The organism is Paenibacillus sp. sgz302164, from assembly GCF_056120505.1.
The window spans coordinates 741,664-767,653 of sequence record NZ_JBVYOL010000001.1 but is presented as its reverse complement, the minus strand read 5'-3'; the positions used below and the strand labels follow the sequence as shown (position 1 = coordinate 767,653).

The window sequence follows — 25,990 nt, the reverse complement described above, 5'->3', positions numbered from 1 at the left end:
ATTTGCAGTTTTCGTATTCTATGAAACTTTTATGCAGCAATAACAGTCTATGTTTTATATGATTTTTTTTCTATTTTAAGGAGGCTTTGCGAAAATGAATTTCAAAGCGACAGGCATATTGGCGCTGATCATGGCGTTTGCCATCGTGACCGGGTGCAGCAGCGACAAGCAGGAGGCGGCTTCATCCCCGTCCGCGGGCGTGACCCCGGCTGCCGGCTCTGCAGCGAGTCCGGCGTCGCCCCAGGGGGCAACTCCGGCCGCGTCAGGGAAGGCGGGCACCTCTGCCGAGACTACTGCGTCTGCAGCGCCTACTGCATCCCCGTCTGCGACGTCTGCCGCATCCCAGAAACCGACCCCGGCAAGCACGGCTAATTCGGCGGGAAAAGCGGGAAGCACGAAAGTCATAGACAAGCCGGAAAGCATTTCCGTGCTGGTGAACAAGCAATTTTCGCTGCCGTCCGATTACGAACCGAGCGATTTGGTTTACCCGGACGTGCCTTTTACGTTCAAGGAAAAGATTGAAAAGCGAAAAATGCGCAAGGAAGCGGCGGCGGCGCTGGAGAAGCTTTTTGCCGGGGCCGACAAGGACGGCGTCAAGCTGGCCGGAGTTTCCGCATACCGTTCGTATGCAACGCAAAAAGCGGTCTTTCAGCGGTATGTCATCAAGGACGGCGAAGAAAAAGCAAAGATGTACAGCGCAGTGCCGGGTACGAGCGAGCACGAGACAGGACTTGCTATCGATGTGACCGGCAGCGACGGCAAATGCGCGGCTGAAGACTGCTTCGGCGGCACGAAAGAAGCAAAATGGCTTGAAAAGCACGCGTACGAATACGGCTACATAATCCGCTATCCCAAAGGCAAAGAGAACATTACAGGGTACCAATACGAGCCTTGGCATATCCGTTACATCGGTACGGCGGAGGCTAAAGAATTAACCGACAAAGGTTTGACGCTGGAAGAATACTTGAATGCTGTACCCGTTTCAAAATAAAAAACCGCCGTACCTCCCTGAATCGCAATTCAGGAATGGTACGGCGTTTTTTATTACCACACTAGTTCTTTACAGCGCTAAACTGGCGTAGAACAGCATTCTTATTGGCGAATAAACCTACCGTTAAAACGTGGCCCTCACATCTACGAAAGACCTCGATAGAGGCTTATCTCAACATATTATATTCTCGGGTCTTGGCATGTGTAGATTTGATGAATACCGCTGCCCAGCGTCATGAAAGAGGTATCGCGCACTTTTCTACAGCCAACAGGACGTTTTTGCAAGTTTCGCACCGCGCGCAGCTCCCAGCACGCGGTGTTTCGCTGCATGACGGCGGTCGGTCGACCACATGTTTGTTTTCCAAAGACGATGATGCCGGCGTTGTGCAATGACTCTTTCCTAATGAGCGCCTCTCCCGGCGCAGGTTGCAGTGCTGCACGGCGGGTGACTATGCGGCGGCTTGGCAGGCTGGTCTGGGTTGAAAACCTAAGAAAGTCGAGACGCTTTGTTAGGGTTAGGGGAAACAGTGGGGCTCCCATGCTCGCCTCTCCCGGTGCAGGTCGCGGCACTACATAATTGGGCAGGAAGCGTTCTGGTAGGGAGAAAACCTGCAAAAGTGCAGGAATTTCTTGCGAAAGTGGCTTGTTTTGGCGAAAAACCTGCAGAAGTGCAGGAATTTTTGCTGAAAGTGAGTCTGTGTCCATGTATTCGGTGAAAAGCCTGCACTTTTGCAGGAATTCTTCGTAGCCTAATGATCTAGGACGCAAATTCATGTATTTTTGCAGGTTTTCTTCGTGCAGGTAGGCAGGTTGTGGCAGGGATTTTCGATAATGGCAAAAAGCCTGCACAAATGCAGGAATGTTTCGCCTTCAGCGTATGAACGAACGAAAATCTGCACTTTGCAGGCTGCCTTTCTCCGCGCAGCCAGACAGCAAGACGTCCAAGCCGTCCGGGCCATCCGGCTCTGCGCGCGAGTTCCACTGCCTGACTTTCGCAGATTTTACGTGCTCAACTGACAGCGGGCAAGTTTTTAGAAAGTCTCTTTTTTACAGGTCATCTGCGAACGACTGGTGATGTTGGTCATTCGCAGGTTTTTCATACTATGCCGGTGATGCCGGTCATCCATTTCCGGTGGATGTATTCGTTTGTCACCCGCAGGGTGATTTTTTATTCAAACAGGCGGCGCAAGTTTTCTGCGTAAGGCGCCCGCACGATGCCTTTTTCCGTTATGATCGCTGTTACGTACTCGTTTGGCGTCACGTCAAACGCCGGATTGTAAACTTTGACGCCCTGCGGCGCCGTGCGCTTGCCGAAGCCCTGCGTAATCTCGTCTTCGTGCCGCTCTTCGATCGGGATATCCGCCCCGGTCGGCGTGCCGAGGTCGATCGTGGACAGCGGGCATGCCACATAGAACGGAATGCCGTGCGCTTTGGCGAGCACAGCTACGCTGTACGTGCCGATTTTGTTGGCGACGTCGCCGTTCGCGGCAACGCGGTCGGTCCCGACGATGACCGCCTGGATCCAGCCCTTCGACATGACCGCGCCGGCCATGTTGTCGCAGATCAGCGTCACGTCGACGCCGGCCTGCTGCAGTTCAAAAGCGGTCAGCCGCGCGCCCTGCAGCACCGGCCTGGTTTCGTCCGCGAACACTTTGATGTTCACGCCTTTTTCCTGGGCCAAGTAGAACGGCGCTAACGCCGTGCCGTACTTGGCCGCTGCCAACCCGCCGGCGTTGCAGTGCGTCAGCACGCCGAAGCCGTCCTCGAACAGCGTCAGCGCATGCTCGCCGATCAGACGATTCGTCTCCTCGTCCTCGGCTTGAATGCTCTGCGCCTCCTCGAGGAGCGACTGCTTGAAGGCGTCAGGACTCGTGCCGGACGCCGCCAGCGCCTGGGCCCGATTGCGCATGCGATCGAGCGCCCAGAACAAATTGACGGCCGTCGGGCGCGACGTCGCCAAATAATCGGCCTGCTTCCGGACCTCCGCCAGAAGCTCCTCTACGCCTGCATCCAGTCCGCGGATGCCGAGGTACACCCCATACGCGGCGGCGATGCCGATCGCAGGAGCGCCGCGCACTTTCAAATGCCGGATCGCTTCCCACACCTCGACAGGCGTCTCCAGCGGCAGGTATACGATCTCTTCCGGCAGCAGCCGTTGATCCAGCAGATCAAGCTGCTGGCCGTTCCAGCGCAATGATTGCAAAGCGCCTTGTTCAGTCTGATGGCCTAACGGTTGATTTGTCATCGTTAAAATCCTCTTTCTTGTATAAAATGTCGGCGAGGTGCCGCAGCGATTCCCCTGCCGGTTACAGCACGGATTTGCCGGCAATTTCGATCATCTCGTCGATGGAAGCGGCTTTTCGATTGAAGCGGATAAGCGCAGTTCCGATGGACAAGGCAAGCCGCTGAGCGAGCTCTCTGGCTGCGGCGTCCTCAATTTTATCGATATCGGCGACATGAGCCAAACCATAGACGCGGCGGACCATTTTGGCTCCTGTGAATCCGAAAGTGTCCTGCAGCAAATTTGCAAAGAAATAGTTTTGGTAAGCTTCCGTGTTCAGAACGGGATCGACGCCATGCTCTTTCCATAAAGTACGGAAATTGGTTTCGAAATGGGTCCATACCTCTTTGACCGTTTGCAGCAAATAGCTGCGGTAGTCGGCGCGGCTGTCAGCGTCAGAGCCCCAGCCTTCCTGGGCGGCAAAATTCAGCAGCAGATTGGCCAGCACCGCTCCGATATCGAAGCCCATCGGGCCGTAGTACGCGAACTCGGGATCGATGACTTTGGTCGAATCAGGCTTAATAAAAATGCTGCCCGTATGCAGATCGCCATGCAGCAGCGCTTGCGATTTCGTCAAAAACTTCTCGCGGAGAATCGCGACTTCCAAATGAAGCTCGCTGTCCTGCCAAATTTGCTCGGCGGCATCGCGGATGTGCGCTTCGATATTGTTCGTATCCGCATCCCGGTAAGGATCGGCGAAAATCAAGTCCTCGGTTATTTTGCATAAGTCGGGATTAATGAACCGGCCCTGCTGATTTTTTTTGGCCTGCTGGTTCATGCCCAGATCGGACGTGAAAAATAGCGTATGGGCGAGAAAACGGCCAATATGCCCGGCAAACAGCGGATAACGGTTGTGTTCGATAAGGCCTTTGCGCATAATGACATGATCGCTCAAATCTTCCATCACCGTCAAAGCCAGATCCTGCTCGTACGCATACACGTGCGGAACGAGGTCAGGGCAGAGCGATTCCTCGATTTGCAGCGCTTCGCTTTCGATGCGGGCGCGATCCAGCGTCAGCGGCCATGATTCGCCGACAACTTTGGCATAGGGAAGAGCTTGCTTAAGAATAATGCTTTTTCCGGTCGCAGGCTCCGAAATATGAAAAACGAGATTTAAATTGCCGTCCCCGATTTCTCTGCTGGCGAGCTCGGCTCCTTGGGCGAAAAGATCGGGAATTTGACGGGCGTATTCTATAGCTTCTGCTTCACTAAGCGGGCGATAGCTTGTCATGTACATATCCTCCTGTATGTAAAATTCAATTCCAACCAATTTACTGTGTATTATTCGTCATTCCTTAGTATAAGACAAATCGTTCGCGTATGAAATAGCTTTTTCAATCTGTCCTCTATTTTACATAAAAACATGCTTTTTTGCACAAAGTAGCTGAAGTGCATGTTCACTTACACGTAAAAAGGAGGAAATTTCCGTATGGTTACAGCGACAGCTTCATCCGTCCATACCGTATTGAACAAGCAGGTAGCCAATTGGAGTCTGCTGTTTGTCAAACTTCACAATTTCCACTGGTTTGTGAAAGGAAATCAGTTTTTTACGCTCCATGTGAAATTTGAGGAACTTTATAATGAAGCGGCTGCTCACATTGACGAGCTCGCCGAGCGTTTGCTGGCCATCGGCGGCAAGCCCCTCGCAACAATGCAGGCCTGCCTGGAGCAGTCATCGCTGAAGGAAGCGTCAGGGGCCGAGACGGCAACCAAAATGGTTGAAGCCGTCATCGAGGATTTCAGCATCCTGATCAGCGAGCTTAAGGAAGGCATGGATGTATGCGCGGGAGAAAACGACGAGACGACTTCCGATATGCTGCTTACCATTCATACGGCGCTTGAAAAGCACCGCTGGATGCTCCAATCGTTTCTCGGCTAATTTTACAAAACGTTTATACAGACAAGACATCTGCCTAACAGTCGGCGGTTACACTGAAAGGACTAAGAGATTCGGAGGGTTAGCATGAGAATTCTGAATTTGCTCCTTGTAGCCGCTGCCTGCTCGGTTTTGCTTCTGATTGCTTACTTTGCGGAACCCGCCGATTCCAAGTGGGAACCCAACCCGATGAAAAGCAATCAGGCCCAGCTTACCCGCGTACAACAAGAAGTCCGTGGACTGGATTCGAAATAAATGATAAGGGATGGCGCTCAAGGCGGCCATCCCTTTATATTTTTCTAAGGATTTGGCAAGCCATCCAAGACGGTGGTTCCGATGTCGGCACAGCGGCTCTTTCCTCAAGCGTGCCTCTCCCGGCGCGGGCTTTAGCGCTGCACGGCGGGTGGTCATGAGGCGGCTTGGCAGGCCGGTCTGGTGAGAAAACCTGCGAAAGTGCAGGCTTTTTCTGAGAAAGTGGTTCATTTGGGCGAAAAACCTGCGAAAGTACAGCAATTTTCGACGAAAATGAATCTGAGCCCATGTGCGTGGCAAAAAGCCTGCACAAATGCAGGAATGTTTCGTTTTCAACGTATGAACGAGCAAAAACCTCCCACTTTTGCAGGAATTCTCCGCGTAACCGCGCAACCGTGCAGAAAGGCAGGCAGACAGGCAGTTAGGCGCAGGGTGATCCGGTTCTGCTTGCGGGTTTCTCAACTGCCTTTGTCGGGCGGAGTATTTGCATTGTTTTGCCTGCCGGAATTCCTTTATAATAGAGAGCATCAAAAGTGTTAATCGAGGTGATCGTGTAATGAGTACCCAACCCATTGCGCTCAAAGAATGGGCTTCGGCCGTGAAAGCGTTGGAAGACGGCACACAGATTATTATTATGCGCAAGGGTGGAATCGCCGAAGAGACGCGGGATTTTCAAGTCGAAACCGGCTCTTTTTATTTATATCCCACCTACGAGCACCAGAAGCAATCATTGTTAAAACAATCCTGCCAATCCTTGATCGACGCCACGTTGGAAGGCTGGAGCATCGACGACCCGTTCGTAAATATTACGGCTTATGCCCGGTTAGTTGAAGATATCGAAATATTGGATCAGGAGAAGCTGGACCGCTTGCTTCCTTTTCATATTTGGACGGAAAGCTTCACAGAGGAAAGATTGAAATGGAAGCGGAAAAATCCTCTGCATGTTATGCTGCTGCGCGTGTATAAGCTGGAAGAGCCTGTACGGGCGGAGATTTCATCGGCCTATTTGGGCTGCAAATCGTGGATCCAGCTCCAAGGCGAGTGGGGGAACGCAAGCATGTCCCCTGTATTGGACGACGCCGATTTCGAGGCGCAGGCAGCTGCGCTCAGAGCGGCATTAGGCTGATTGAACGGCAGCGGACAAAATCCCGGGAGGCTTCTCAAGCCCCCCGGGATTTTATGCATTACAGCAGCAGCTCGTTCAAGTTTAAAATGCCGACAAGCTGACCTTCGCTATGCCCGATTCCTGTGAAATGGGCGCCTCTGACGCTGCCGACCCAGTCGGGGGGAGCGTGGATGTCGTCGTAGGAAGACACTTTGTTGGCCTGATCGACGATGATGCCGATAAAAGTTTCCCTATGCTTGATGACGACGATGCGCGTAGCTTTGGTCAAAACCAAATCCGCATAACCGAACAGGCTGCCCAGATGAACGACAGGGATAATGCTGCCTCGCAAATTAATTACGCCTTTGATGTACGGAAGGGTGACCGGTATTTCCGTAATCGGCTGCATTTTAATTATTTCTTGAATATCCTTAATTCCTATCGCATAGGTTTCATTTCCTGCAACCATCTCTATGTATAAATCCCGCGGGGCAGAAGACATGCAATCACATCCAGATCAAATTATTGAATCTTGAAGACGGACACCGAAGTATGGAGATCGTCTGCTAAAGTGGCTAATGATTGGCATGTCGCGGCCGTTTCTTGAGATGCGGCTGCCGCTTCCTGACTGGCTGCCGCTATAAGTTCCACAGACTGCATGACCTCCGAGGCTTGAGCCGCTTCTTCCTGACAGGCTGCGGCGATTTCGTTCACTTTATTGGAAGAGCTGTCGACCATCTTGACAATTTTTTTAAACGCTTCGCTCGTTTGTTCCGATTGGGACACGCTGTCCAGAACGGCGGCAACGGTTTGCTTCGTATTTTCTTGAATGACCTTGATGATGGCGGAAATTTCTTTCGTGGCGGTGCTGCTTCGTTCCGCGAGCTTTCTCACTTCATCGGCCACGACGGCAAAGCCCCTGCCTTGATCGCCCGCCCTTGCCGCTTCGATCGCGGCGTTCAAAGCGAGCAGGTTGGTTTGGTCCGCGATATCGTCGATCACTTCGATGATTTCCCCGATTTTGTTGGAGTCGTCCTCCAACCGGGTCATACTGGTGTTGACCTTTTGCATGCCTGCTATGGAAGTTTCTACGACTTGGCCGCCTTCATTCGCTGTTAGTACCGTCGTATTCGACATCTCCGCGGCTTGTTCCGCGCTTTTGGCAACAAAATTAATTGCCGACGAAAGCTCGGTGAACAGCTCGGAGATCGACTGCGCCGACTGGGCCTGATTCGTCGTTCCGCTGGCTATTTCTTCACTGCTGGCGGAAATTTGCTCGGATGCGGCAGCTACGTTTTGCGACGATTGCAGGATGCCGCCGATCAATTCTTGCAAACTATCGATCATTTGATTGATGGAAGCGGCGAGACGGCCGATTTCGTCTTTCGTTTGAATGTCCGACTTTTCACGCAGATCGCCGTTCGCCACTTTCGACACCAAAGCCACAATTTTGTTCAGCTGCCGGGAAATCAACTGGGAAATCGCATAGCCGAGTCCGATGCTTATCGCAAAAGCGGCAATAATGACGGCGATCGTAGCAAGGCGGGCGGAAGAGTAAGTTTGGGCCGATTGGTCGTTTGTCTCGGAAGCAAGCTTCACGTTGATATCGATCAGCTTTTCCATACTTCCTCTTACTATCGCCCCTTGAGTATTCAGTGTTTCTTCCCGGTACTTATAAAATTCGGTTTGATCTTCTTTGTAAGTCAATTGCATTCCCTGTTCAAAAAGCTTTACGTAAGCCGGCCAGGACGAATCGAATATTTTCAACTGTTCCTGTTCTTCTTTTGTAGTAGCTACAGGACGGTAAGAATCCATTTTTCCAATAATCTGTTTGTTGTAACCGTCAATATCCGCCGCGAGCTTGTCTTTATCTTCCTTTTTCGCAGTCATGCTCATATCCCGTATCGCAACCCGCATGTTCTGGTAGCCGATCATCGCAGCCGACAAATCTCTTACGGAAATAAGATTGTTGTTGTACATTTCTTTCATATTCGAATTCATCGAGCTTAAATTCATCAGCGAATAGATGCCGACTGCGGTCAAAATCAACGAAACTATAACAAATGCGGAAATAAGCTTTGCTGCTGTCTTTAAATTAAAATACCATTTCAAAATAGCCACCCCATCATCCGTATTTTCGCGGCTTCCAGCAGCCGCTGTGTTTTAATCAGTGCCATGGAATAACATCTGTTGCGTTTGAAATTTCGCACCACCCGTTCGGTCGTTTTTTGAACGCAGATTTGCATTTGAGGTAACAGACCTATATGCTGTTGCGCCTTATGTCGTACAATATCAGTTATACGACATAATATTACATAATACTACAATTATACACGTTCCGACTGTTTAATTATAGTTATATTTTACTATATTAGCAACCAATTATTTGTAATTTGAACCAAAAATTTTCCATAAAATAAAATCCGTCACAAATATTCACTCAAGCTGTCTTCCACGTAATCCGTCGCCGATTTCTTCATTTGCTCCACCGTATGCAGGTATCGTTGTGTCGTATTGATATGAGCATGTCCCAAATTTTCCTGGACTTGCTGCAGCGATGCGCCGTGAAGCAAGGCTAAAGTCGCATTAGTGTGTCTCAGCCAGTGAGGTGTCGTCTTTTTCCCAAGTTCGCACTGCTCGCAAGCTTTGCTGATAATCCTTTCCACTTGCCGGACGGACAGCGGAAACAGCCGTTTATTTCGAACCGGTTCCTCCTGTTTTCCGGAGAACGAATCAAAATATTCCGTCAGGAAAACCCACAGCTGCTGAGGCACTTTAATTTCCCGCTGTTTCCCGCCTTTGCCTTCCATCACGGTCAGCCACATGGAGATTTCCAAGGGATCTTTGCGAAAATGCCCCCACTCCACAGCCGTTAATTCAGACACCCTTAATCCCATCAAAACCAGGGTCAATCCGATGAGATAGTTTCGGAAACTTTGCTGCTTGAGCTGGTTTAACAGCCGCCCCACTTCTTGTTTAGTCAAATAGTGATGCTTGCTTGTGATCTGTATCTTGGGCGGGCGAACGCCGGACATCGGGTTGTTGTCGAAAATGCGAATGTTCGGGTCGCTGCCCCATTTGTACAAGGAATTCAAAGGCGCGATGAAATTGGCCACTGTGGCCGGAGCGAGCTGTTTTCGCTGGATGCTGTAGTAGCCTTTCATTAGGCCTAATTTATAAATTTCCAGGTCCTTCCACGTCACTTCGCGCAGCGGCCTATATTTAATAAACTGCCTGAACAGTTCGATAGCCCTTCTGTAATTGCGCATCGTATATGGGGAGTCCGCACGCACGCTCAAAAACATGGAAATGATTTGTTCATCCGTATAAGAGTGCCCAGTGCGATCCTGATTCGTAAGTAATGCCGTTTCGTCTTGGTTCATGTCATTTTCTCCTGCCATTATGTCGTATAACTGATATTGTACGACATTATAGCTGTTATATGGCACTTTCGCGCAAATTTTGCATGCTGGAATTACAAAAAAATGCGTCCAAATCGGCTTGGAATTGTTGACCGCAAGGGGATCAACGATGCCGGCTTTTTTTTTGTTTGACGTTTTCAAAGCCGGGTTCATGTGCATACTTGAATGATGAACAACATATTCGTCAGATTTTTAACGTCTTGCCCTTTATTGATTTCGCCGGGTAAGTTATAATAGAATTATTCTAATGAGAATCAGTGAGAATCATTTAATAATGATTTTCTTTTACAAGTTAATTCAAAATTATGGAGGCTCAAGAGATGGCAAACTCACCAACATTCACAATAGACGGCCTGAAGGCGAACGTCGAAGGAAAGGAAATTTTGAAAGGCTTGAACCTGGAGATCAAAGGCGGCGAAGTCCATGCGATTATGGGACCTAACGGAACCGGTAAAAGTACGCTGGCTTCCGCGCTGATGGGCCACCCCAAATACGAAGTGACCGAAGGCTCCGTAACGCTTGAAGGTGAAGACGTGCTGGAAATGGCGGTTGACGAAAGAGCGCGCGCCGGACTGTTCCTCGCCATGCAGTATCCGAGTGAAATTACCGGGGTAACGAATGCCGACTTTTTGCGCAGTGCGCTCAATGCGCGCCGCGGCGAAGGCAATGAAATTTCCCTGATCAAGTTCATTCGCCAAATGGAAGCGAAAATGAAACAACTGGAAATGAACCCCGAGTTCATGCACCGCTATTTGAACGAAGGCTTTTCCGGCGGCGAGAAAAAGCGCAACGAAATTTTGCAAATGCTGCTGCTCGAGCCTAAAATCGTCATTCTCGACGAAATCGACTCCGGTCTTGACATCGACGCCCTGCGCATCGTTGCGGAAGGCGTTAACGCTATGCGCAGCGAAGACCGCGGCTTCCTGATCATCACTCACTATCAGCGCCTGCTGAACTACATCAATCCTGATTTTGTCCATGTCATGATGCAAGGCCGCATCGTCAAATCAGGCGGTCCTGAGCTCGCTCAGCGTCTGGAAGCGGAAGGCTACGACTGGATCAAAGAAGAGCTGGGCATCGTGGATGAAACCGTAGGCCAAGAGACGGAAGAATTCAAAGTTCCTATGAACACGACTGCGCCGAAGTACTAAATCAGGAGGAATACCATGAGCACACAAACTATTCTTTCCATTGATCCGGGCGCGGTTGCAGAGCTTTCCCGCAGCAAAAAAGAGCCTGAATGGATGACGGCTCTGCGCAGCGAAGCGCTGAAATCGGCGGAATCTTTGGAATTGCCTAAACTTGAAAAAACGAGAATCGACCGTTGGAGCATCAGCTCACACGGTTCCTATAAAGCACAGGCGGCCCTGGCTTCTCTGGATGAGCTGCCTGAAGCGGCCAAAGGTCTGTCCAACCCGGACAACCTGATTGTGCAAAGAAACTCCGGCATCGTATACAAGCAAGTTGCGGATCAGCTTAAACAGCAAGGAGTTATTTTCACGGATCTTGAGACTGCGCTGCAGGAGCATGCCGATCTTGTGAAGACTTATTTCATGAAAGCTGTTGAAGCGGGCGAAAATCAGTTGACTGCGCTGCACGCTGCTCTTTGGAATGGAGGCATCTTCCTTTACGTGCCCAAAGACGTGAGAGTGGACATCCCGCTGCAGGCGCTTTTTGTTACTGACGATGCGGAAGCGAGCTTTGCGCCTCACGTTCTGATTGTTGCGGAAGCGAACAGCTCGGTAGCTTATGTCGACAATTTTGTTTCCTCGCACAGCGGCGGCCACCTGGTTCAAAACGGAGCGGTTGAAATTTTCGTGAAACCGGGAGCGAAAGTAAACTACGCGACGATTCACAATATGGGCGAATCGGTAACGGATTTGACTTACCGCCGCGCGATTGTCGAAAATGACGGCGGCGTGCAGTGGGTAGTCGGAGAGCTGAACTACGGCAATTCGATGTCCGATACGACGTCCATTTTGAAAGGCAACGGCTCCGATTCGGACGCCAAAGTCATCTGCGTCGGAACTGACGAGCAAAAGCTGAACCTGACTACGCGCGCCGTACACTTCGGCAAAGCTTCGACTAGCGATATGATTACCCGTGCCGTTATGAGAGACGGAGCTACAGCGATTATCAACGGTATTACGAAAATCGAAAAAGGCGCTACAGGCTGCAACGGCCAGCAGACCGAGAAAGTGCTCATGCTGAGCCCCAAAGCGCGCGGCGACGCCAACCCGATCCTGCTTATCGACGAAGACGACGTTAAAGCGGGCCACGCGGCAAGTGTCGGTCAAGTGAACGCGGAGCAGGTCTACTACCTGATGTCCCGCGGGATTTCCAAAGAAGAGGCGCAGCGCCTGATCATCTACGGATTCCTTGCGCCGGTCGTTTCCGAAATTCCGATCAAGAGTATCGAAGAGCAGCTGCAAAGCTTTGTAGAAAGGAAGCTGGGACAATGAATACCGCGGAGATACGTGAGCTTTTTCCCATTCTCAAGCAGGAAGTGAACGGTCATCCTCTCGTATATCTGGACAGCGCAGCTACGTCCCAGAAGCCGGTGAGCGTGATTGAAGCGCTGAAGCGTTACTATGAGTGGGACAATTCCAACGTTCACCGCGGCGTTCATACGCTCGGCTCACGCGCGACTGACGCGTATGAAGGGGCACGGGAGAAAGTAGCCAAATTCATCAACGCGTCCAGCGAGCAGGAAATTATTTTTACGCGCGGCACGACGACCGCCATTAATGTGGTGGCGAACAGCTACGCGAGAGCGGTGCTGCGGGAGGGCGACGAGATCGTCATTACCCCGATGGAGCATCACAGCAATTTAATCCCATGGCAGCAAGTTGCGAAAGCGACGGGAGCCACTTTAAAGTACATTCCTTTGCAGGCTGACGGTTCCATATCTTTGGCCGATGCCGAGAGCGTCATTACGGAGCGGACGAAATTCGTTTCGATCGTTTATGTATCCAACGTGCTCGGGGTCATCAATCCGGTTAAAGAAATTGCCAAAATCGCGCACGAGCATGGCGCAAAAATCATGGTCGACGGCGCGCAAAGCACACCGCACATGAAAGTCGACGTGCAGGATTTGGATTGCGACTTTTACGGCTTTTCCGGACATAAGATGTGTGGACCTACCGGAATCGGGGCATTGTATGGGAAGAAGGCACTGCTGGAAAGTATGGAGCCCGTTGAATTCGGCGGAGAAATGATCGATCATGTGGATCTCTATGAATCTACCTGGAAAGAGCTCCCCTGGAAATTCGAAGGGGGGACGCCGATCATTGCCGGCGCCGTAGGATTGGGAGCGGCTATCGATTTTCTGCAGCAAGTTGGTATGGACAATATTTATAAGCATGATGTGCAGCTTACGAATTATGCGCTTGAGCGAATGCGGAAGATCGAAGACCTCACCGTTTACGGTCCTCTCCAAAACCGCGCTGGTCTCGTCACGTTTAATCTTGGGGATGTGCATCCTCACGATGTGGCGACGGTACTGGATGCGGAAGGAATAGCCGTTCGTGCCGGCCACCACTGCTGCCAGCCTTTGATGAGATGGCTGCAGGTTACGGCTACGGCTCGCGCCAGCTTTTATATGTACAATACCGAAGAAGATATTGACCGACTTGTGGCGGCCTTACTAAAAACAAAGGAGTACTTCGGTCATGCAATTGGATGATTTATACCGCAGAGTCATTATGGATCACTATAAAAACCCCCGCAACCGCGGCAAGTTCGACTCCAGCGAAGCGGTCACGATTGACCTGAACAACCCGACCTGCGGCGATAAAATATCGCTGCAGATGAAGGTGGAGGACGGGAAAGTCGCGGACGCCAAGTTTATCGGCGAAGGCTGTTCGATCAGCCTTTCTTCCGCTTCGATGATGACGGACGCGGTGAAAGGCAAGACGCTCGACGAAGCGCTCGAAATGGCTGAGAAATTTTCCGGATTGATGAAGGGCGAAGCCGTGGAATTCGAGTATGAAGATATTGAGGCGTTGTCGGGGGTCAACAAATTCCCGGCCAGAATCAAATGCGCGACATTAGCGTGGAACGCGCTGCGCAAAGGCATCGATCAAACGAAACAGAACGGATAACGAATAGGAGGTAACTACGATGGCCAAACAAATGCCCGAACTCGATGAGTACAAATATGGTTTTAGAGATGAGCACAAGGCTGTATTCCAAAGCGGTAAAGGTCTGACGCGCGAAATCGTGGCGGAAATTTCCAAAATGAAGGGCGAGCCGGATTGGATGCTGCAGTTCCGCTTGAAATCGCTGGAACAATTTTTTGCAATGCCGATGCCTCGTTGGGGCGGCAATTTGGACGATCTGGATTTTAACGATATCCAGTACTACGTAAAACCTTCCGAGAAGCAAGGCAAAACGTGGGAAGAAGTTCCGACGGAAATTAAAGAAACTTTCGACAAGCTGGGGATCCCGGAAGCCGAGCAAAAGTTCCTGGCGGGCGTATCCGCGCAGTACGAATCCGAGGTCGTCTACCACAGCATGCAAAAAGAGCTTGAAGAGCAAGGCGTTATCTTCACCGATACTGATACGGCGCTTCGCGAATATCCGGAGCTGTTCAAAGAATATTTCGGCACGGTCATTCCGCCAAGCGATAACAAATTTGCCGCACTGAACAGTGCCGTATGGTCCGGCGGCTCCTTCATCTATGTGCCAAAAGGCGTGAAATGCGAAGTGCCTTTGCAAGCTTACTTCCGCATCAACTCCGAAAACATGGGGCAATTCGAGCGCACGCTGATCATTACGGACGAGGACAGCTTCGTGCACTATGTAGAAGGCTGTACAGCTCCTATCTACAGCACGAACTCCCTGCATAGCGCCGTAGTTGAGATCGTCTGCAAGAAAAACTCCCGCGCCCGCTATACAACGATTCAAAACTGGGCGCCGAACATTTACAACCTCGTTACCAAACGTGCCGTTGCCGAAGAAAATGCGACGATGGAATGGGTCGATGGCAACATCGGTTCCAAACTGACCATGAAATATCCGGCCGTCGTTCTTAAAGGCCGCGGCGCCAAAGGGATGGTACTGTCCATCGCCGTAGCAGGCAAAGGACAGCATCAGGACGCCGGCGCCAAAATGACGCATCTGGCTCCGGAGACGACGTCGACGATCGTCTCGAAGTCGATTTCCAAGCACGGCGGCAAGGTGACGTACCGCGGACTTGCTTCCTTCGGACGCAATTCCCAAGGCTCGAAAGCGAACATCAAATGCGATACGCTCATTTTGGATAACGAATCCACATCGGATACAATTCCTTATAACGAAATTATGAACGACAACATTACGCTGGAGCATGAAGCGACGGTATCCAAAGTATCCGAGGATCAACTCTTCTACCTGATGAGCCGCGGCCTTACCGAAGCGGAAGCTACGCAAATGATCGTTATGGGCTTCATCGAACCGTTCACGAAAGAACTTCCGATGGAGTACGCCGTAGAGATGAATAGATTGATCAAATTCGAGATGGAAGGCTCCATCGGTTAATCAAAAAAGCTCCCTGACGCTAACGCTAAAGGGAGTTTTTTGCTTTTGGCGCAGCCGCTTTTTCCTGCATGTGCCTCTCCCGGCACGGTTGGGTTGAGGCGCCTCACGGCGGTTGGTATCCTTGTTAAGGAGAAAACCTGCAAAAGTGCAGGTTTTCTCCATGTAAATGGTTCATTTTGGCGAAAAGCCTGCACTTTCGCAGGTTTTTACTCCCTGGATGCCGATGATGTGTCAGCTCTAGCGAGCGAGTTTTTCAATTAGCGTCTTGCTCATTTCCGGGACGTATTAGGATACGGTTTAAGCTGTACTTGTACAGGTTCAAGTTGGAGCGACCATTCTTGTCCGAACAAGCCGTACTCATCATATCCCCACATCCACAAAGTTCCGTCTTTTTTTATGACCGCATCGGTAATCTCGCCTGCAAAAACCGCAGCGACATCGGATAACCCTTCAACCTGGGCCAGGGGGCGATTAATTGAAGGTGATAGGGTGCTTACCGTTTCTACATATTTTTTTGGAATATATCCGAAAGTCCAGACGGTACCGTCCTTTTTCAAAGCGATTACATGGTTGCCTCCGATTGCCAGATCAACTACATCGTTTAAGCCTTTAACCGGGGCCGGCGGTTCATCTTTGCCTCCGTCAAATTTCGGGTCTGAAAGGTAGCCGGCTCCCCAGAGCCAAACCGTTCCATCCTTTTTCAGGACGATATGGTCATAGGAATTGCCCTGTCCGAGCTTTACAATATCCGTTAACCCTTGAACTTGCACGGGATTTTGCGTTTTAATTGATGCGAGCATGTTGTTTTCCCGATGATTATATTCCCAGGTCCAGACGGTTCCATCATCCTTCAGGATCAAGGAAGGAGAGATGTCTTTAATATGGTCGATGCTTTTGACGAGCGTCAGTCCTTCTAGCGGGCGAGATTGGTATTTCTGCAATTCGGTCGTTTTAGCAAAAGCGGGGATGTCTTCCCATACCCACATTTTTCCGTTTTTGTCGACTGCTGCAAAGACATTGTCATGGAAGGAGCAAATTTTTACAATGTGCTCCAGATTGGGGACTTGTGTCCCGAGCTTTGGTGTAGTTGTAGTTTCCCCCCACTTGTCTGAGTCCGATGATTCATCAGAATCGACGGTCCATACGGTGCCGTCATCTTTTAATGCGATCCCGAAATTTCTGCTGGAAACGATGCTTACAATATGTTTCATGTTCTCCAGCTGAAACAAATTACCCCGGTTAGGCAGCAGATTCATTCTGTAGGCGCGCGACGAGATGGACAATCCCCATCCGTTGCCTTTATCGTCCAATACTAAAGGAGACAAGCCTACATCTGAAATTTGGACTGCTTTTACTTCTTCCGGGGTTTTTACTTCGGCTTGGACGGAAGGCGCTGCTCCGCCTAATACGAACAGACTCATTACGGCAGCTATAGATGTCGTCATTCTTTTTCTTAGCACATTTAAAATCATCCAACAAACCTCCAACTTATAGTAATATTCATTTTACATCCAAACTATAAGTTAGACGCTGGAAGTTCAAAAAAAGTTTCTCATCTATACCCTAAAATGGAAAATGAATCATTCCTACCCTTACTTCACTATAAACTCGACTCTCGTGCCGTTGGGATACTGATCCAGCTGGTTTTTGACCCAGCTTCCGGCGCCGCGGTTGTCAGATGGCGTTATGTATTCGATGTTGGCGCCTTTGCCGCCTTCGCGGCACATAGCCATGGGCCATTCATCACGGTCATATCCCTTTTTGACAGGTATGTCCTGGAGCGATGCTTTGCGGTTATCGTCCGCTCCTTCGCGGGCAATGGTGCATACGGCTGATTCGCCGGATTTGATCGCTTCTTTGATGTGTTTTGCCGTTTCCGGGTAACGATCTTTAGGGAACACCAGTTGCACGGTTGCCGGCTTTGTCGGCTCAATGGCTTTGTAAGTGAACAAGCCGCCGCTGAGCAGGACCGAGAGGGATACTAAAATGAAAGCAATTTTCTTACGCAATGATAGGAACTCCTTTACTAGTTAGTTATGAACGGCGAATCGCGAATGACAGTGTAGGGTCCGCCCACAACGGAACGGCGATACTGAACAGCCAATAGGCGAGCACCAAAAAAGAAAGCAGCGCAATAATGAAACCGCCGGAGCGACCGTTGCGAGTTTTGGCGACGATCCCGCAAATCAAGGCAATGATCCCGAAAACAAGACCGATCGGCGTTGTAATGAGGAGAACGTTCAATGCGATGGCGATCAGGCCAAAGATGACGCTGTAAAGAGAAGAAGCGGAAGCGGGCTTTTCCGGATTCATGTCATTGACACCAGCCTTTCGTTCACGATTTTTATATACTCATTCTCTCCATCTTACCATACGTATTAGCACGAATCTAACGGTAAAAGAGATATGTTGGCCGTTATGGATGCTATTGATGTATATTTGCAAGCGGCTTGTTTCAACCTATGAAGGATCACAACGTTTCCTCAAAGGAGCAGAGATGCCATGTGGAAAAGGCTGAAATTAGCGGCAGCGGGAAGTATGATCGCGGCATTGGCCGTAACAACCGCTTGCAGCGGGTTTAACGCTGCGCCGTTCAGTTCCAAAGCAATTCGCGGAGAGGCCTCATCGCCGCCTGTCATCGGGAGCGTATCCCAGACCGGCCAAGGACAGAAGATGCCGGGCGCCCAGGATGCCGTAATTCCCTTAAAACAAATAGGCAATGTGAATTATGTGTCAGCGGGCGATTTGGTAGGCATTCTGAATTTCCAGTCGGATTGGGTGGAAGGCAAAGACACTTTCCTTATCGGAGATCACGACTCCAACTTCGAACTGAGTATGAATTCGACAAAGGCGCGCAAAGACGGCTATGAGCTGAACGTTCATCAGCCTTTCGTCAAGCAGGGTGTTATCGCCTATATTCCGATTTCTGCGCTCGGCGATCTGTTTCAAGAAGATATGTCGTATAAAGTGAGCGAGGGACAGCTCCGCATTCATCCATCGCCAGCCATTGAAGCCCGGAATGAGGATGATCTGGACCCCGGCGGAACGGAGGATGAGCTTGATTTTGCCGACGATCCGAACGATCCTTTTAAAGACGCGGATGAGGCGGCCAATCCGGTTTCGGGGACAGGCGGTTTCCCGATGGCCGAGATTGAAGCATGGTCGCCGGTCGGGCGCGGAGATATTGTTCCCGTCTTGAAAAATACGGATATCAACGCGCTGATTCGCAAAGGCAAGCAGTACATGGGCGTCAAGTATAAATTCGGAGCGGACTCTTACCCGTCTACGGGTCTTTTCGACTGTTCGGCTTTTACGCAATATATTTATGTCAAATTCGGCGTTAAGCTCCCCCGGTTGGCGAGGCAGCAGGCGGCGGAGGGCAATTTGGTCAGCCGCAAAAGCTTGCGAAAAGGCGACTTGCTGTTTTTTTACGTGCCCGGGCGGTTCAAAAGCAATAAAAACGTAGGGCATGTCGGCATGTATATCGGCAATCATCGGATGCTCCATGCGTCGCCTTTATCCGATAAGGGCGTTCAAATTACAAATATCGATACAGCCTATTGGAAGGAAACTTTTTTGCGGGCGAAACGTGTCATATAATGGATTTTAATGTAAAATTAAGGTCTGTCTCCGGGACAGGCTTTTTATTTTTGCTTTTTTTTGAAACAATTCGGGAGGTCCTGCGTTTTACTTAGTAGGCAGTCTGATGAATACAACACATTTTGTCGAAACGAGGAGGTTTGCAATGAACATCGTGCTTTACGAAAAAATGGCGGACGGCGGACTCAGCAAAATTCACGAACGCGCGTGGGACGAAAAGCTGGTCATGGCGCTGGAAGCGGCTAATTATTTGCTAATCGGGGGCAAGGAATATGAAATGATCGAGGGCAGATTGAATCTGGACCTCAACGTATTTGAATTGCTGCTTGCTGCAGGAGGGGAAGCGGACGACCGCGCAGGGGGAGATCAGCTTTGAAACAGCCGTTGAAAGTATTATCCACTTCTCTAGGCCTTTTGCTTGCGGGACATATGCTTTTGATTCCTGCCGGGTCTGCGGAAACGGCTGCTTCCGGCAGCACCCCTCAGCTTGTCGAATGGTCGACGGATCAGGTCAAGGCTTATTTTGACGCGAGTGCGGACTGGAATTTGCCGATTGCGGCCGTGCAGGGAGAGAAGCTTCCGGAATCAACGGAAGAGCCGCAAGCCGGCGGAGGGACATCGGGCGGCAGCGCGCCGGTCGTCGTCAACAATTACGGAGGCGGCCTCGGTTGGGACGATTTGCTTTTATATCATCTGATTTTGAACAGCGGCCGTTCCTATTCATCCAGCAGTTGGGCAAACAGCCATCCTTCCTATGATTACCGGACGAAACAAAAGTATGTCCCGAAAACATACACCGGCGATACTTTTGCCAACCGTTCCAAAACAAAGACACCTACGACTTCGAGCGGAACAGGATCTTTTACGACCAATAAATCCAAAACCGGCTCCAGCTCCAGTGCCAAAGCCACTCCATCAAGCGGCGGCTCGGGCGGAGGTGCAAGCAGCTCAAAAACGAGCACAGACGCCGGTTCAAAAGCGAATACGGATAGTGGTGCAAAAGCGAGTACGGGCAGCAGTACAAAAACGGGCGCGGACACCAGCTCAAAAGCAAGCACAAGCAGCAGCTCCAGTAAAAGCACAAGCTCAAGCACAAGTTCAATCACAAGCTCAAAATCGAGCTCGACATCGTCCGGCAGCATTGGCGGCAGGTCCAGCGGGTTCAGCTCAAGTTCCAGTTCCAGCTCCAGTTCCGGGGGTTGACGAAAATGGCGTATGAAGTTATGGGCACTCCTTCTCCCGATCGGAGCAGCCGGGTGAAGCAGCTTGCCGAGCTCGGCTTTACTTGGGCGGATCTGGAACAGGAAGCCTACTGGATTGACCAACTCGTCGCGATGGACCGCGGCACGTACGAGGAATTGCTGGCCGCCGCGGGAAAGCTTTGGATCGTTTTTGACAAAGCTGCGCGATTCGTCCTTGGACGGCGGGACCTGTATGCGGCGCTCTCCATCCCGGAAGTGCTGTGGGACGGCTTGGACTCCCTCGAACCGAACGGTCCGGGGCTTTTGAGCCGGTATGCGCGGTTCGATTTCGCCGTTGATCAAGAAGGCGGCATCAAGCTGTTGGAGCTTAATGCCGACACACCGACGGGCTATGTCGAAGCCTCGATGGCGACGCCGTGGATGTGCGCGCAGTATGGAATCGACTCGCCTAACAGCGGGATGAAAGAGCTCGTGCGCCAGGCCTGGGAAGCGGAAGCCCCCGATTATGCGGCATGTGTCGCTTACGGCCGTCATGCGGAGGACTCGGGGACGATAGATGCTCTTGTCGCCCATAGCGGACGGACAATAACGTGCGTCGATTGTCTCGATTTATGGATCGACGAAGGCGTCGTGAAAGTCGGGGAGGAGCACACGATTCAAACCATGTTCGCCCTGTATCCGAAAGAATGGATGGGCATCGACGACGGCGGCGAAGCGCTGGCCTATTCGCTGGAAGAGGGGCACCTCAGCTTGTTTAATTCGCTCCATGCGGTCATTTTGCAATCAAAAGGGCTGCAGGCCGTTATTTGGGGGCTTCATGAGCTTGGCGCCGACCTATTCACGGAAGAGGAACATTCGGTCATTCAAGCTTACATGCTGTCTACATATACGATGCCCGTGCTGGACGGCAGATACGTGTCCAAGTCGATGTTCGGCCGGGAGGGCGGTTCCGTGGAGCTTTACGATGCGGAAGGCGCGCTGGAGACAAAGGACGAGGCGGGATTCGACACGAGTGTGTTTTTTCAAAGAGTTTACCAGCAGCGTGCGGATTTGCCCAAGCTGGCTTTTCATCATGCGGAGCTGCATCTGCTCACCGGATTGTTCGTGCTGAACGGCGAGCCCTGCGGTCTGCTGGGCCGCGCAGGCGGCATCATCACCGGGAATTCGAGCCATTTTGTAGCGATAGGAGTGAAATCAACTTGAAGCAAAATCGATTTTGGCTCATGGCGGGAGTCTTTGCAGCCATCATTTTCATTATAGGGTTTATTGTTGCCGCTAACGGCAGCAAATCGACGGTTCAGGACAAAGCCGCTTCGGGAGCCGGCGGCAGTGAGATTCCGTGGGATTATCGGGTAACGGAAGGCAAAGTCGGCGACTTGCTGGACGGGGATATGCTGCTGCTGCCGAACAATGAACGGATTTCCAATGATCAAAATTTTGCGACCGGCGATCAGGTTTGGGTGCTTAATTATATGAATGCAAGCATGAAAACGAATGCTGAGGGCCGCAACGATGTGACGCTGTCGCAATGGAAGCCGATCAAAACGTTCAAGACCAAGGAAGATGCGGAAAAGGATTTGTCCGAGTTGAAAAAGGAAGTGAAGACCACGGTGGACCTGGTAGGTGTGTACAAAACGGAGTTGGACGGAAAATACCGCTATTTTGCGGTAGCGGATTTGCCGACGGGGCAAAAGGTCAAGCAGCCGATCGGAGAGGACCGCTATGCCAGCCTTAAGGATAAAAAGCAGGTGGACGTTATTTTGGAAGAAGTTCACGATTACGGCGATTACGATCAAGCAATGGCAAAATTCAGGGGGTGGGCAGATTGATGGTATGGAATCTTGTACTTAGCTTTTTCGTCATCGTATTGCTTCAATTCGCCGGGATGTATCTGTTCAGTCTAATGACTCCCTACCGCGATATGGAAGAAATCAATAACGGCAATCTGGCCGTAGGCATTACAATGGGAGGCAAGTTCGTTGCCTCGTCCATTGTGCTTGCGATTGCGGCGTATACGAACTCCTCGATCTGGCATATGAGCCTGTGGTTCGCGGTAGGGTATGTATGTCTGATTGCGGCTTACTGGGTGTTTGACTGGCTGACGCCGGGCGTCAAGCTGTCGGACCAGCTTCGTCAAGGCAATGTTGCCGTAGGGACGATGCTTGCGGCCGTCTATGTCGGGATCGCTTTGACGGTCAGCAGCCTGATCGTCTGATAAGGCTACATGGCGATTTGCGTGATTTCTACATCGCCAAGCTGAGACAAGTCGAGAAACTCGTCTTCGATTTTAACGAGCGGCCGGAAGAAGTCGGAAGGGTTGGTCATGATGATTTTTCCGGTTCTTCCGTCGCTTAGCAACACTTTTTTGCCGATAAAGTTAGGAATCATGTGCCGTATGAAAACTTGCGTAATTTGCGGGTCCAGCTCGCCGAAGCTCATGCGGTGCAGTTCCTTCAGGACGTACAGCAGATCGCGTTTTTCCTGGTACACACGGTTGTTGATCATCGCGCTGTAGACGTCTGCAACCGCGACGATACGGGCGTAGGAATGAATGTCCTTGTTGATTTTGCGCAGCGGATAACCGGTGCCGTTAATGCGTTCGTGATGCTGCAGGGCAGCCAGGGCGATAGCCTGTTCCTGCAAGGAATCGCGAATGATTTCAAAGCCGTAAATCGTATGTTTTTTGATTTCATCGTATTCGTCGTTGGTAAGTTTGCCGGGCTTTTGCAAAATGCTCGGGTCGATTTTGCTTTTTCCGATATCGTGGAGATAGCCGGCCTTACCTATGTATAGAGCTTCTTTTTCCGATTTTTCCATCCATTTGGCGATATAATAGGAAAGCATGCCTACTTGTACGCTGTGCTGATAGGTGTAGTCATCCGGGCTGTTTAAAGAAAGCAGCAGAGAGACGACATCTTTTTCGTCCCGACACGAGTCGATCAGCGGATTGAAAGAGGCCTCGATCGCTTCATTGTCAATGAGCTTACCGGAGCCGGCTTTGCCATACAGATCTTTGAATCCATCGATAGCACTTTGAAAACCAAGGGATTGTGCGGGGCTTGCTTCAATGTCAGCGGTTTCATCAGGTTCTGCTCCATCCGCGCTTCTCGGAAAAATGTCAACATAGTCGACATTGTGCATGTTCAGCAGATGGATATCGCTGCCGCTGAGCGAGGTTCCGGCCGACAGGAGATTCAATCCCGCGGCATTGTAGGTGTCGTTCATCAAAGTATCGCCAACTACTAGCTGTAAGACATGTGTGCGCATAAGTAAGTCCTTTCTACAGCCTATATATCTAAAGTAGGTATATAGTTATAGTATCAGCTACTCCTAGAAGTTGGCAATAAGCAAGGATGAGTTTTTGCGTTTTTTACATTCCAATGTAGCGGCTGTAAAGACTTTTGGCATGCGTCAGGTCGCTCGTACCCTGCACCAGAACGCGTCCGTCCGGGAAAATGACGAGCGTGACTTCGGGACCGGCCTGAAATTTGAGCAAAAAGCGGTTTCGCTCCGTAGGACCCAGCGGCGTAAGTCTTTCTTCCCATTGCTCGAGGGTCAGGGACGAAGGGACTACCGGATGGATTTGCACGGAGTCGCGTCCGCAAAGCGTCTGGATGACGTCGCTGTCGTGCACGGCATCCAAATAGTCGTAATGCCCTTTACCGCAGGCGGGACAATCCGGCTTGCGCGCGCCCGCAACGTTAATGGAGGAATTGTGATTGAACCACAAGTCCCACTGCTGCATGCGGTCATTCAAATGCTCCAGATCCCCTACGAGATATTTGATCGCTTCCGTAGCCTGAAAAGAAGCCACGACATGGATAATGCCGCCGATGACGCCGGCCGTATCGCACGTTTCCGCCGTTCCGGCAGCGGGGGCTTGCGGGAACAGGCATCGCAGGCAAGGGGTATGCCCGGGCCGAATCGTCAAAGCGACGCCTCTCGAAGCGACGGCTCCTCCGTAGATCCAGGGGATGCCGAGCTTGCTGCTGACGTCGTTGATGAGAAAGCGGACGGAGAAATTGTCGGAACCGTCCAGAATAATGTCCACGCCTCCGAGCAGCTGCTCCGCATTCAAAGGATTGAGGTCGACGACGTGCGGCTCGATCGCAACGAGAGAGTTGACGCTCTGCAGCCGCCTTGCCGCTGCAACCGCCTTGGGCATCGAGGAAGCGGCGTCTTCCTCATCGTACAGCATTTGGCGCTGCAAATTGCTGGCCTCGACGAAATCGCGGTCGATCAGCCGCACATACCCGACTCCGGCGCGCACCATATGATTGGCAAGCACCGTTCCGAGCGCGCCCATGCCGACGATGGCGACTCTGCTGACGTTCAATTTTTTTTGACCTGCCGTTCCGATCGGAGCAAACAGCGTCTGCCGGGAATAACGGGGATCCACGGCCTGTTCCAAATCGTTATCTATTTGCATGAATGTTCACCTCTTGCAGTCAGTCCGGTTGTTTCAGCGGATTCCAGGTGCCGGTCTGGCTGCCTTTCCACTCCGAACCGTCCTCCCAAATTTCTTTTTTCCAGATCGGAACCGTCTGTTTTAAACGCTCGATGGCATAGCGGCTCGCTTCGTAGCAGTCCGCCCGGTGGGGCGTTGACACGGCGATCACGACGCTTGCTTCGGCGATCGCGACTTTGCCCAGCCGATGCGTAATAGCGCACAGCGCCCCCGGCCATTTGGCGCCAATTTCCCCGCCGATCGCTTCCATCGTCTTGATGGCCATAGGCACATAAGCTTCGTATTCCAGAAGCACCGTCCGCTGTCCGGCGGTCATTTCCCGGGTTGTCCCGATAAAAACGAGAGAAGCGCCGTGATTCGGGTGGTTAACTTTGGCGGCCACCTCCGCCGCATCGATGGCGTCGTACGTAACCGCATATTTTGAAGGCTCCGGCTGTCCGCCCGACACGGGAGGGATCAGAGCCAGCTCGTCGCTCTCGGAGACGGTCTCCTCTTCGCCGGCGTAGGCCTGGTTCTTGGCGACAAAACAGGCGTGCAGCATGGCTGCAGCGGCCGGATGCCGTTCGGCGATGAGCTGTTTTAATTGTGCTATAGATACAGTTTCCTGTTCCGTTTCCATAGTAAGGACGGAAGTTTCCAGCAGATCCGCGAGACCTGCGAAGAGCTGTATGGTTACTCTCATGGCTGTGTGCACCTCTTGGCTTGATGTCGATTCCCTACAGCATATCATATTTTTGCGGTAAAATGGTATAATGAGGCATGTCAGGCAATCTGCCGTACAGAAAGAAGGGAACTGACGTATATGGGAGAGCGAATGAGCATACAAGTGAAAGACAAGCATATAGCCGCCGAGGTGTTTGCCGTGGAGGAGATGGCGGCCCTGGCCGAGCTGCGCTTGCCGTTGGAGGAGCGGGTTCCGGCCGTGCGTGGAGAAGCTTTTGATCTGAAATCGTGGTATCGGGGATGGAGGCAAAAGCACGGGGCGACGGATGCTCCGCAGCCTACCCATCTGAAAGTCGAGGCCGCCGATGAATTCCAGGCTTTGATTCCGTGGTCCGAGGCCGACCGGGCGTTGTTTTTGTATGCCCAGGACGGCGAGCCGCTGAGCAAGGGGTATCCGATCCGGCTGTACGTTCCGGACGGAAGCAGCGAATGCCTGAATGTCAAGAGCGTCGTCAGCATATGGTTTCTCCATGATGCGGGGCTGGGGAACGAAGCGGCATTCGGCTTCAAAAATTCGGTATCTCCGGATGAGCTGAAATTCAAGAAATGAG

Annotated in this window: 28 protein-coding genes; 16 read left to right on the top strand and 12 right to left on the bottom strand. The window is 51.4% G+C overall.

Going from position 1 to position 25,990, the window contains the following annotated elements:
* The first annotated feature begins 94 nt into the window (after positions 1-94).
* Positions 95-991 carry a M15 family metallopeptidase gene (locus AC0LWT_RS03385; RefSeq protein WP_474679790.1) on the top strand — a complete coding sequence of 299 codons (897 nt, stop codon included), beginning with the start codon at positions 95-97 and terminating at the stop codon, positions 989-991.
* A 179-nt stretch (positions 992-1,170) separates the two neighbouring features.
* Here the strand turns inward: AC0LWT_RS03385 and AC0LWT_RS03380 are convergent, their stop codons facing one another.
* The 3 genes from AC0LWT_RS03380 to mtnK form a co-directional block, all read right to left on the bottom strand.
* Complete coding sequence (locus AC0LWT_RS03380; RefSeq protein WP_474679789.1) at positions 1,171-1,839, bottom strand: hypothetical protein; 669 nt, start codon at positions 1,837-1,839, stop codon at positions 1,171-1,173.
* A 319-nt stretch (positions 1,840-2,158) separates the two neighbouring features.
* The gene (gene mtnA / locus AC0LWT_RS03375; RefSeq protein ID WP_474679788.1) at positions 2,159-3,235 is read right to left on the bottom strand and encodes an S-methyl-5-thioribose-1-phosphate isomerase; all 1,077 of its coding nucleotides are present in this window, start codon (positions 3,233-3,235) and stop codon (positions 2,159-2,161) included.
* Between the two features lie 61 nt (positions 3,236-3,296).
* Complete coding sequence (gene mtnK, locus AC0LWT_RS03370; protein WP_474679787.1) at positions 3,297-4,502, bottom strand: S-methyl-5-thioribose kinase; 1,206 nt, start codon at positions 4,500-4,502, stop codon at positions 3,297-3,299.
* Positions 4,503-4,700: 198 nt separating this feature from the next.
* Here mtnK and AC0LWT_RS03365 point away from each other — a divergent pair, with 198 nt between their 5' ends.
* The 3 genes from AC0LWT_RS03365 to AC0LWT_RS03355 all read left to right on the top strand — a co-directional run bounded on the left by AC0LWT_RS03365 (position 4,701) and on the right by AC0LWT_RS03355 (position 6,525).
* Positions 4,701-5,150, top strand: coding sequence for a Dps family protein (locus AC0LWT_RS03365; RefSeq protein ID WP_474679786.1), 450 nt, complete (start codon positions 4,701-4,703; stop codon positions 5,148-5,150).
* 84 nt (positions 5,151-5,234) lie between these two features.
* Positions 5,235-5,402, top strand: a complete 168-nt coding sequence (locus tag AC0LWT_RS03360; RefSeq protein ID WP_474679785.1) for a hypothetical protein — start codon at positions 5,235-5,237, stop codon at positions 5,400-5,402.
* Positions 5,403-5,955: 553 nt separating this feature from the next.
* Positions 5,956-6,525, top strand: coding sequence for a DUF1802 family protein (locus AC0LWT_RS03355; RefSeq protein WP_474679783.1), 570 nt, complete (start codon positions 5,956-5,958; stop codon positions 6,523-6,525).
* Between the two features lie 58 nt (positions 6,526-6,583).
* Here AC0LWT_RS03355 and AC0LWT_RS03350 read toward each other — a convergent pair whose 3' ends face one another.
* The 3 genes from AC0LWT_RS03350 to AC0LWT_RS03340 all read right to left on the bottom strand — a co-directional run bounded on the left by AC0LWT_RS03350 (position 6,584) and on the right by AC0LWT_RS03340 (position 9,887).
* The gene (locus tag AC0LWT_RS03350; protein WP_474679782.1) at positions 6,584-7,006 is read right to left on the bottom strand and encodes a chemotaxis protein CheW; all 423 of its coding nucleotides are present in this window, start codon (positions 7,004-7,006) and stop codon (positions 6,584-6,586) included.
* 20 nt (positions 7,007-7,026) lie between these two features.
* A complete protein-coding gene (locus tag AC0LWT_RS03345) occupies positions 7,027-8,625 on the bottom strand; it encodes a methyl-accepting chemotaxis protein (protein ID WP_474679781.1) in 1,599 nt (532 codons plus the stop codon).
* A 305-nt stretch (positions 8,626-8,930) separates the two neighbouring features.
* Positions 8,931-9,887, bottom strand: coding sequence for a tyrosine-type recombinase/integrase (locus AC0LWT_RS03340; RefSeq protein ID WP_474679780.1), 957 nt, complete (start codon positions 9,885-9,887; stop codon positions 8,931-8,933).
* A gap of 359 nt (positions 9,888-10,246) precedes the next feature.
* Here AC0LWT_RS03340 and sufC point away from each other — a divergent pair, with 359 nt between their 5' ends.
* From sufC to sufB, 5 genes are read left to right on the top strand one after another with little or no spacing between them, the layout of a single operon-like run.
* Positions 10,247-11,077, top strand: a complete 831-nt coding sequence (gene sufC / locus AC0LWT_RS03335; protein ID WP_474679779.1) for a Fe-S cluster assembly ATPase SufC — start codon at positions 10,247-10,249, stop codon at positions 11,075-11,077.
* Between the two features lie 15 nt (positions 11,078-11,092).
* Positions 11,093-12,388: a Fe-S cluster assembly protein SufD gene (gene sufD, locus AC0LWT_RS03330; RefSeq protein ID WP_474679778.1), complete on the top strand. Its 1,296-nt coding sequence runs from the start codon at positions 11,093-11,095 to the stop codon at positions 12,386-12,388.
* Complete coding sequence (locus AC0LWT_RS03325; protein ID WP_474679777.1) at positions 12,385-13,611, top strand: cysteine desulfurase; 1,227 nt, start codon at positions 12,385-12,387, stop codon at positions 13,609-13,611. The genes sufD and AC0LWT_RS03325 overlap by 4 nt, the downstream gene beginning before the upstream one ends.
* Positions 13,598-14,029 carry a Fe-S cluster assembly sulfur transfer protein SufU gene (gene sufU, locus AC0LWT_RS03320; protein WP_474679776.1) on the top strand — a complete coding sequence of 144 codons (432 nt, stop codon included), beginning with the start codon at positions 13,598-13,600 and terminating at the stop codon, positions 14,027-14,029. The genes AC0LWT_RS03325 and sufU overlap by 14 nt, the downstream gene beginning before the upstream one ends.
* Positions 14,030-14,048: 19 nt before the next feature.
* A complete protein-coding gene (gene sufB / locus AC0LWT_RS03315) occupies positions 14,049-15,446 on the top strand; it encodes a Fe-S cluster assembly protein SufB (protein WP_474679775.1) in 1,398 nt (465 codons plus the stop codon).
* 269 nt (positions 15,447-15,715) lie between these two features.
* Here sufB and AC0LWT_RS03310 read toward each other — a convergent pair whose 3' ends face one another.
* The 3 genes from AC0LWT_RS03310 to AC0LWT_RS03300 form a co-directional block, all read right to left on the bottom strand.
* A complete protein-coding gene (locus AC0LWT_RS03310) occupies positions 15,716-16,918 on the bottom strand; it encodes an RCC1 domain-containing protein (protein WP_474679774.1) in 1,203 nt (400 codons plus the stop codon).
* A gap of 120 nt (positions 16,919-17,038) precedes the next feature.
* Positions 17,039-17,398 carry a NucA/NucB deoxyribonuclease domain-containing protein gene (locus AC0LWT_RS03305; RefSeq protein WP_474679856.1) on the bottom strand — a complete coding sequence of 120 codons (360 nt, stop codon included), beginning with the start codon at positions 17,396-17,398 and terminating at the stop codon, positions 17,039-17,041.
* 82 nt (positions 17,399-17,480) lie between these two features.
* On the bottom strand, positions 17,481-17,759 hold the full coding sequence (locus AC0LWT_RS03300) for a hypothetical protein (RefSeq protein ID WP_474679773.1): 279 nt from the start codon (positions 17,757-17,759) through the stop codon (positions 17,481-17,483).
* Positions 17,760-17,948: 189 nt separating this feature from the next.
* On the opposite strand from AC0LWT_RS03300, the gene AC0LWT_RS03295 reads away from it, so the two are divergent.
* The 6 genes from AC0LWT_RS03295 (at position 17,949) to AC0LWT_RS03270 (ending at position 22,463) form a co-directional block, all read left to right on the top strand.
* Positions 17,949-19,046: a C40 family peptidase gene (locus tag AC0LWT_RS03295; protein WP_474679772.1), complete on the top strand. Its 1,098-nt coding sequence runs from the start codon at positions 17,949-17,951 to the stop codon at positions 19,044-19,046.
* Between the two features lie 145 nt (positions 19,047-19,191).
* Positions 19,192-19,422, top strand: coding sequence for a hypothetical protein (locus tag AC0LWT_RS03290; RefSeq protein WP_474679771.1), 231 nt, complete (start codon positions 19,192-19,194; stop codon positions 19,420-19,422).
* Entirely contained in the window at positions 19,419-20,249 is an 831-nt protein-coding gene (locus tag AC0LWT_RS03285; RefSeq protein ID WP_474679770.1) for a hypothetical protein, read from the top strand. Before AC0LWT_RS03290 ends, AC0LWT_RS03285 begins: the two co-directional genes overlap by 4 nt.
* 5 nt (positions 20,250-20,254) lie before the next feature.
* Positions 20,255-21,451 (top strand): glutathionylspermidine synthase family protein, encoded by a 1,197-nt coding sequence (locus AC0LWT_RS03280; RefSeq protein WP_474679769.1) that lies wholly within the window; start codon positions 20,255-20,257, stop codon positions 21,449-21,451.
* Positions 21,448-22,077, top strand: coding sequence for a signal peptide protein (locus AC0LWT_RS03275; protein WP_474679768.1), 630 nt, complete (start codon positions 21,448-21,450; stop codon positions 22,075-22,077). Before AC0LWT_RS03280 ends, AC0LWT_RS03275 begins: the two co-directional genes overlap by 4 nt.
* Positions 22,077-22,463 (top strand): DUF350 domain-containing protein, encoded by a 387-nt coding sequence (locus AC0LWT_RS03270; RefSeq protein WP_474679855.1) that lies wholly within the window; start codon positions 22,077-22,079, stop codon positions 22,461-22,463. The genes AC0LWT_RS03275 and AC0LWT_RS03270 overlap by 1 nt, the downstream gene beginning before the upstream one ends.
* 5 nt (positions 22,464-22,468) lie before the next feature.
* On the opposite strand, the gene AC0LWT_RS03265 is transcribed toward AC0LWT_RS03270, so the two are convergent.
* From AC0LWT_RS03265 to AC0LWT_RS03255, 3 genes are all read right to left on the bottom strand, one after another.
* Positions 22,469-23,515: an HD-GYP domain-containing protein gene (locus AC0LWT_RS03265; RefSeq protein WP_474679767.1), complete on the bottom strand. Its 1,047-nt coding sequence runs from the start codon at positions 23,513-23,515 to the stop codon at positions 22,469-22,471.
* Positions 23,516-23,618: 103 nt separating this feature from the next.
* Positions 23,619-24,677, bottom strand: a complete 1,059-nt coding sequence (locus tag AC0LWT_RS03260; protein ID WP_474679766.1) for a ThiF family adenylyltransferase — start codon at positions 24,675-24,677, stop codon at positions 23,619-23,621.
* Positions 24,678-24,696: 19 nt separating this feature from the next.
* The gene (locus AC0LWT_RS03255) at positions 24,697-25,398 is read right to left on the bottom strand and encodes a molybdenum cofactor biosynthesis protein (RefSeq protein ID WP_474679765.1); all 702 of its coding nucleotides are present in this window, start codon (positions 25,396-25,398) and stop codon (positions 24,697-24,699) included.
* 132 nt (positions 25,399-25,530) lie between these two features.
* Here AC0LWT_RS03255 and AC0LWT_RS03250 point away from each other — a divergent pair, with 132 nt between their 5' ends.
* Positions 25,531-25,989: a molybdopterin-dependent oxidoreductase gene (locus tag AC0LWT_RS03250; protein WP_474679764.1), complete on the top strand. Its 459-nt coding sequence runs from the start codon at positions 25,531-25,533 to the stop codon at positions 25,987-25,989.
* Position 25,990 lies beyond the last annotated feature (1 nt).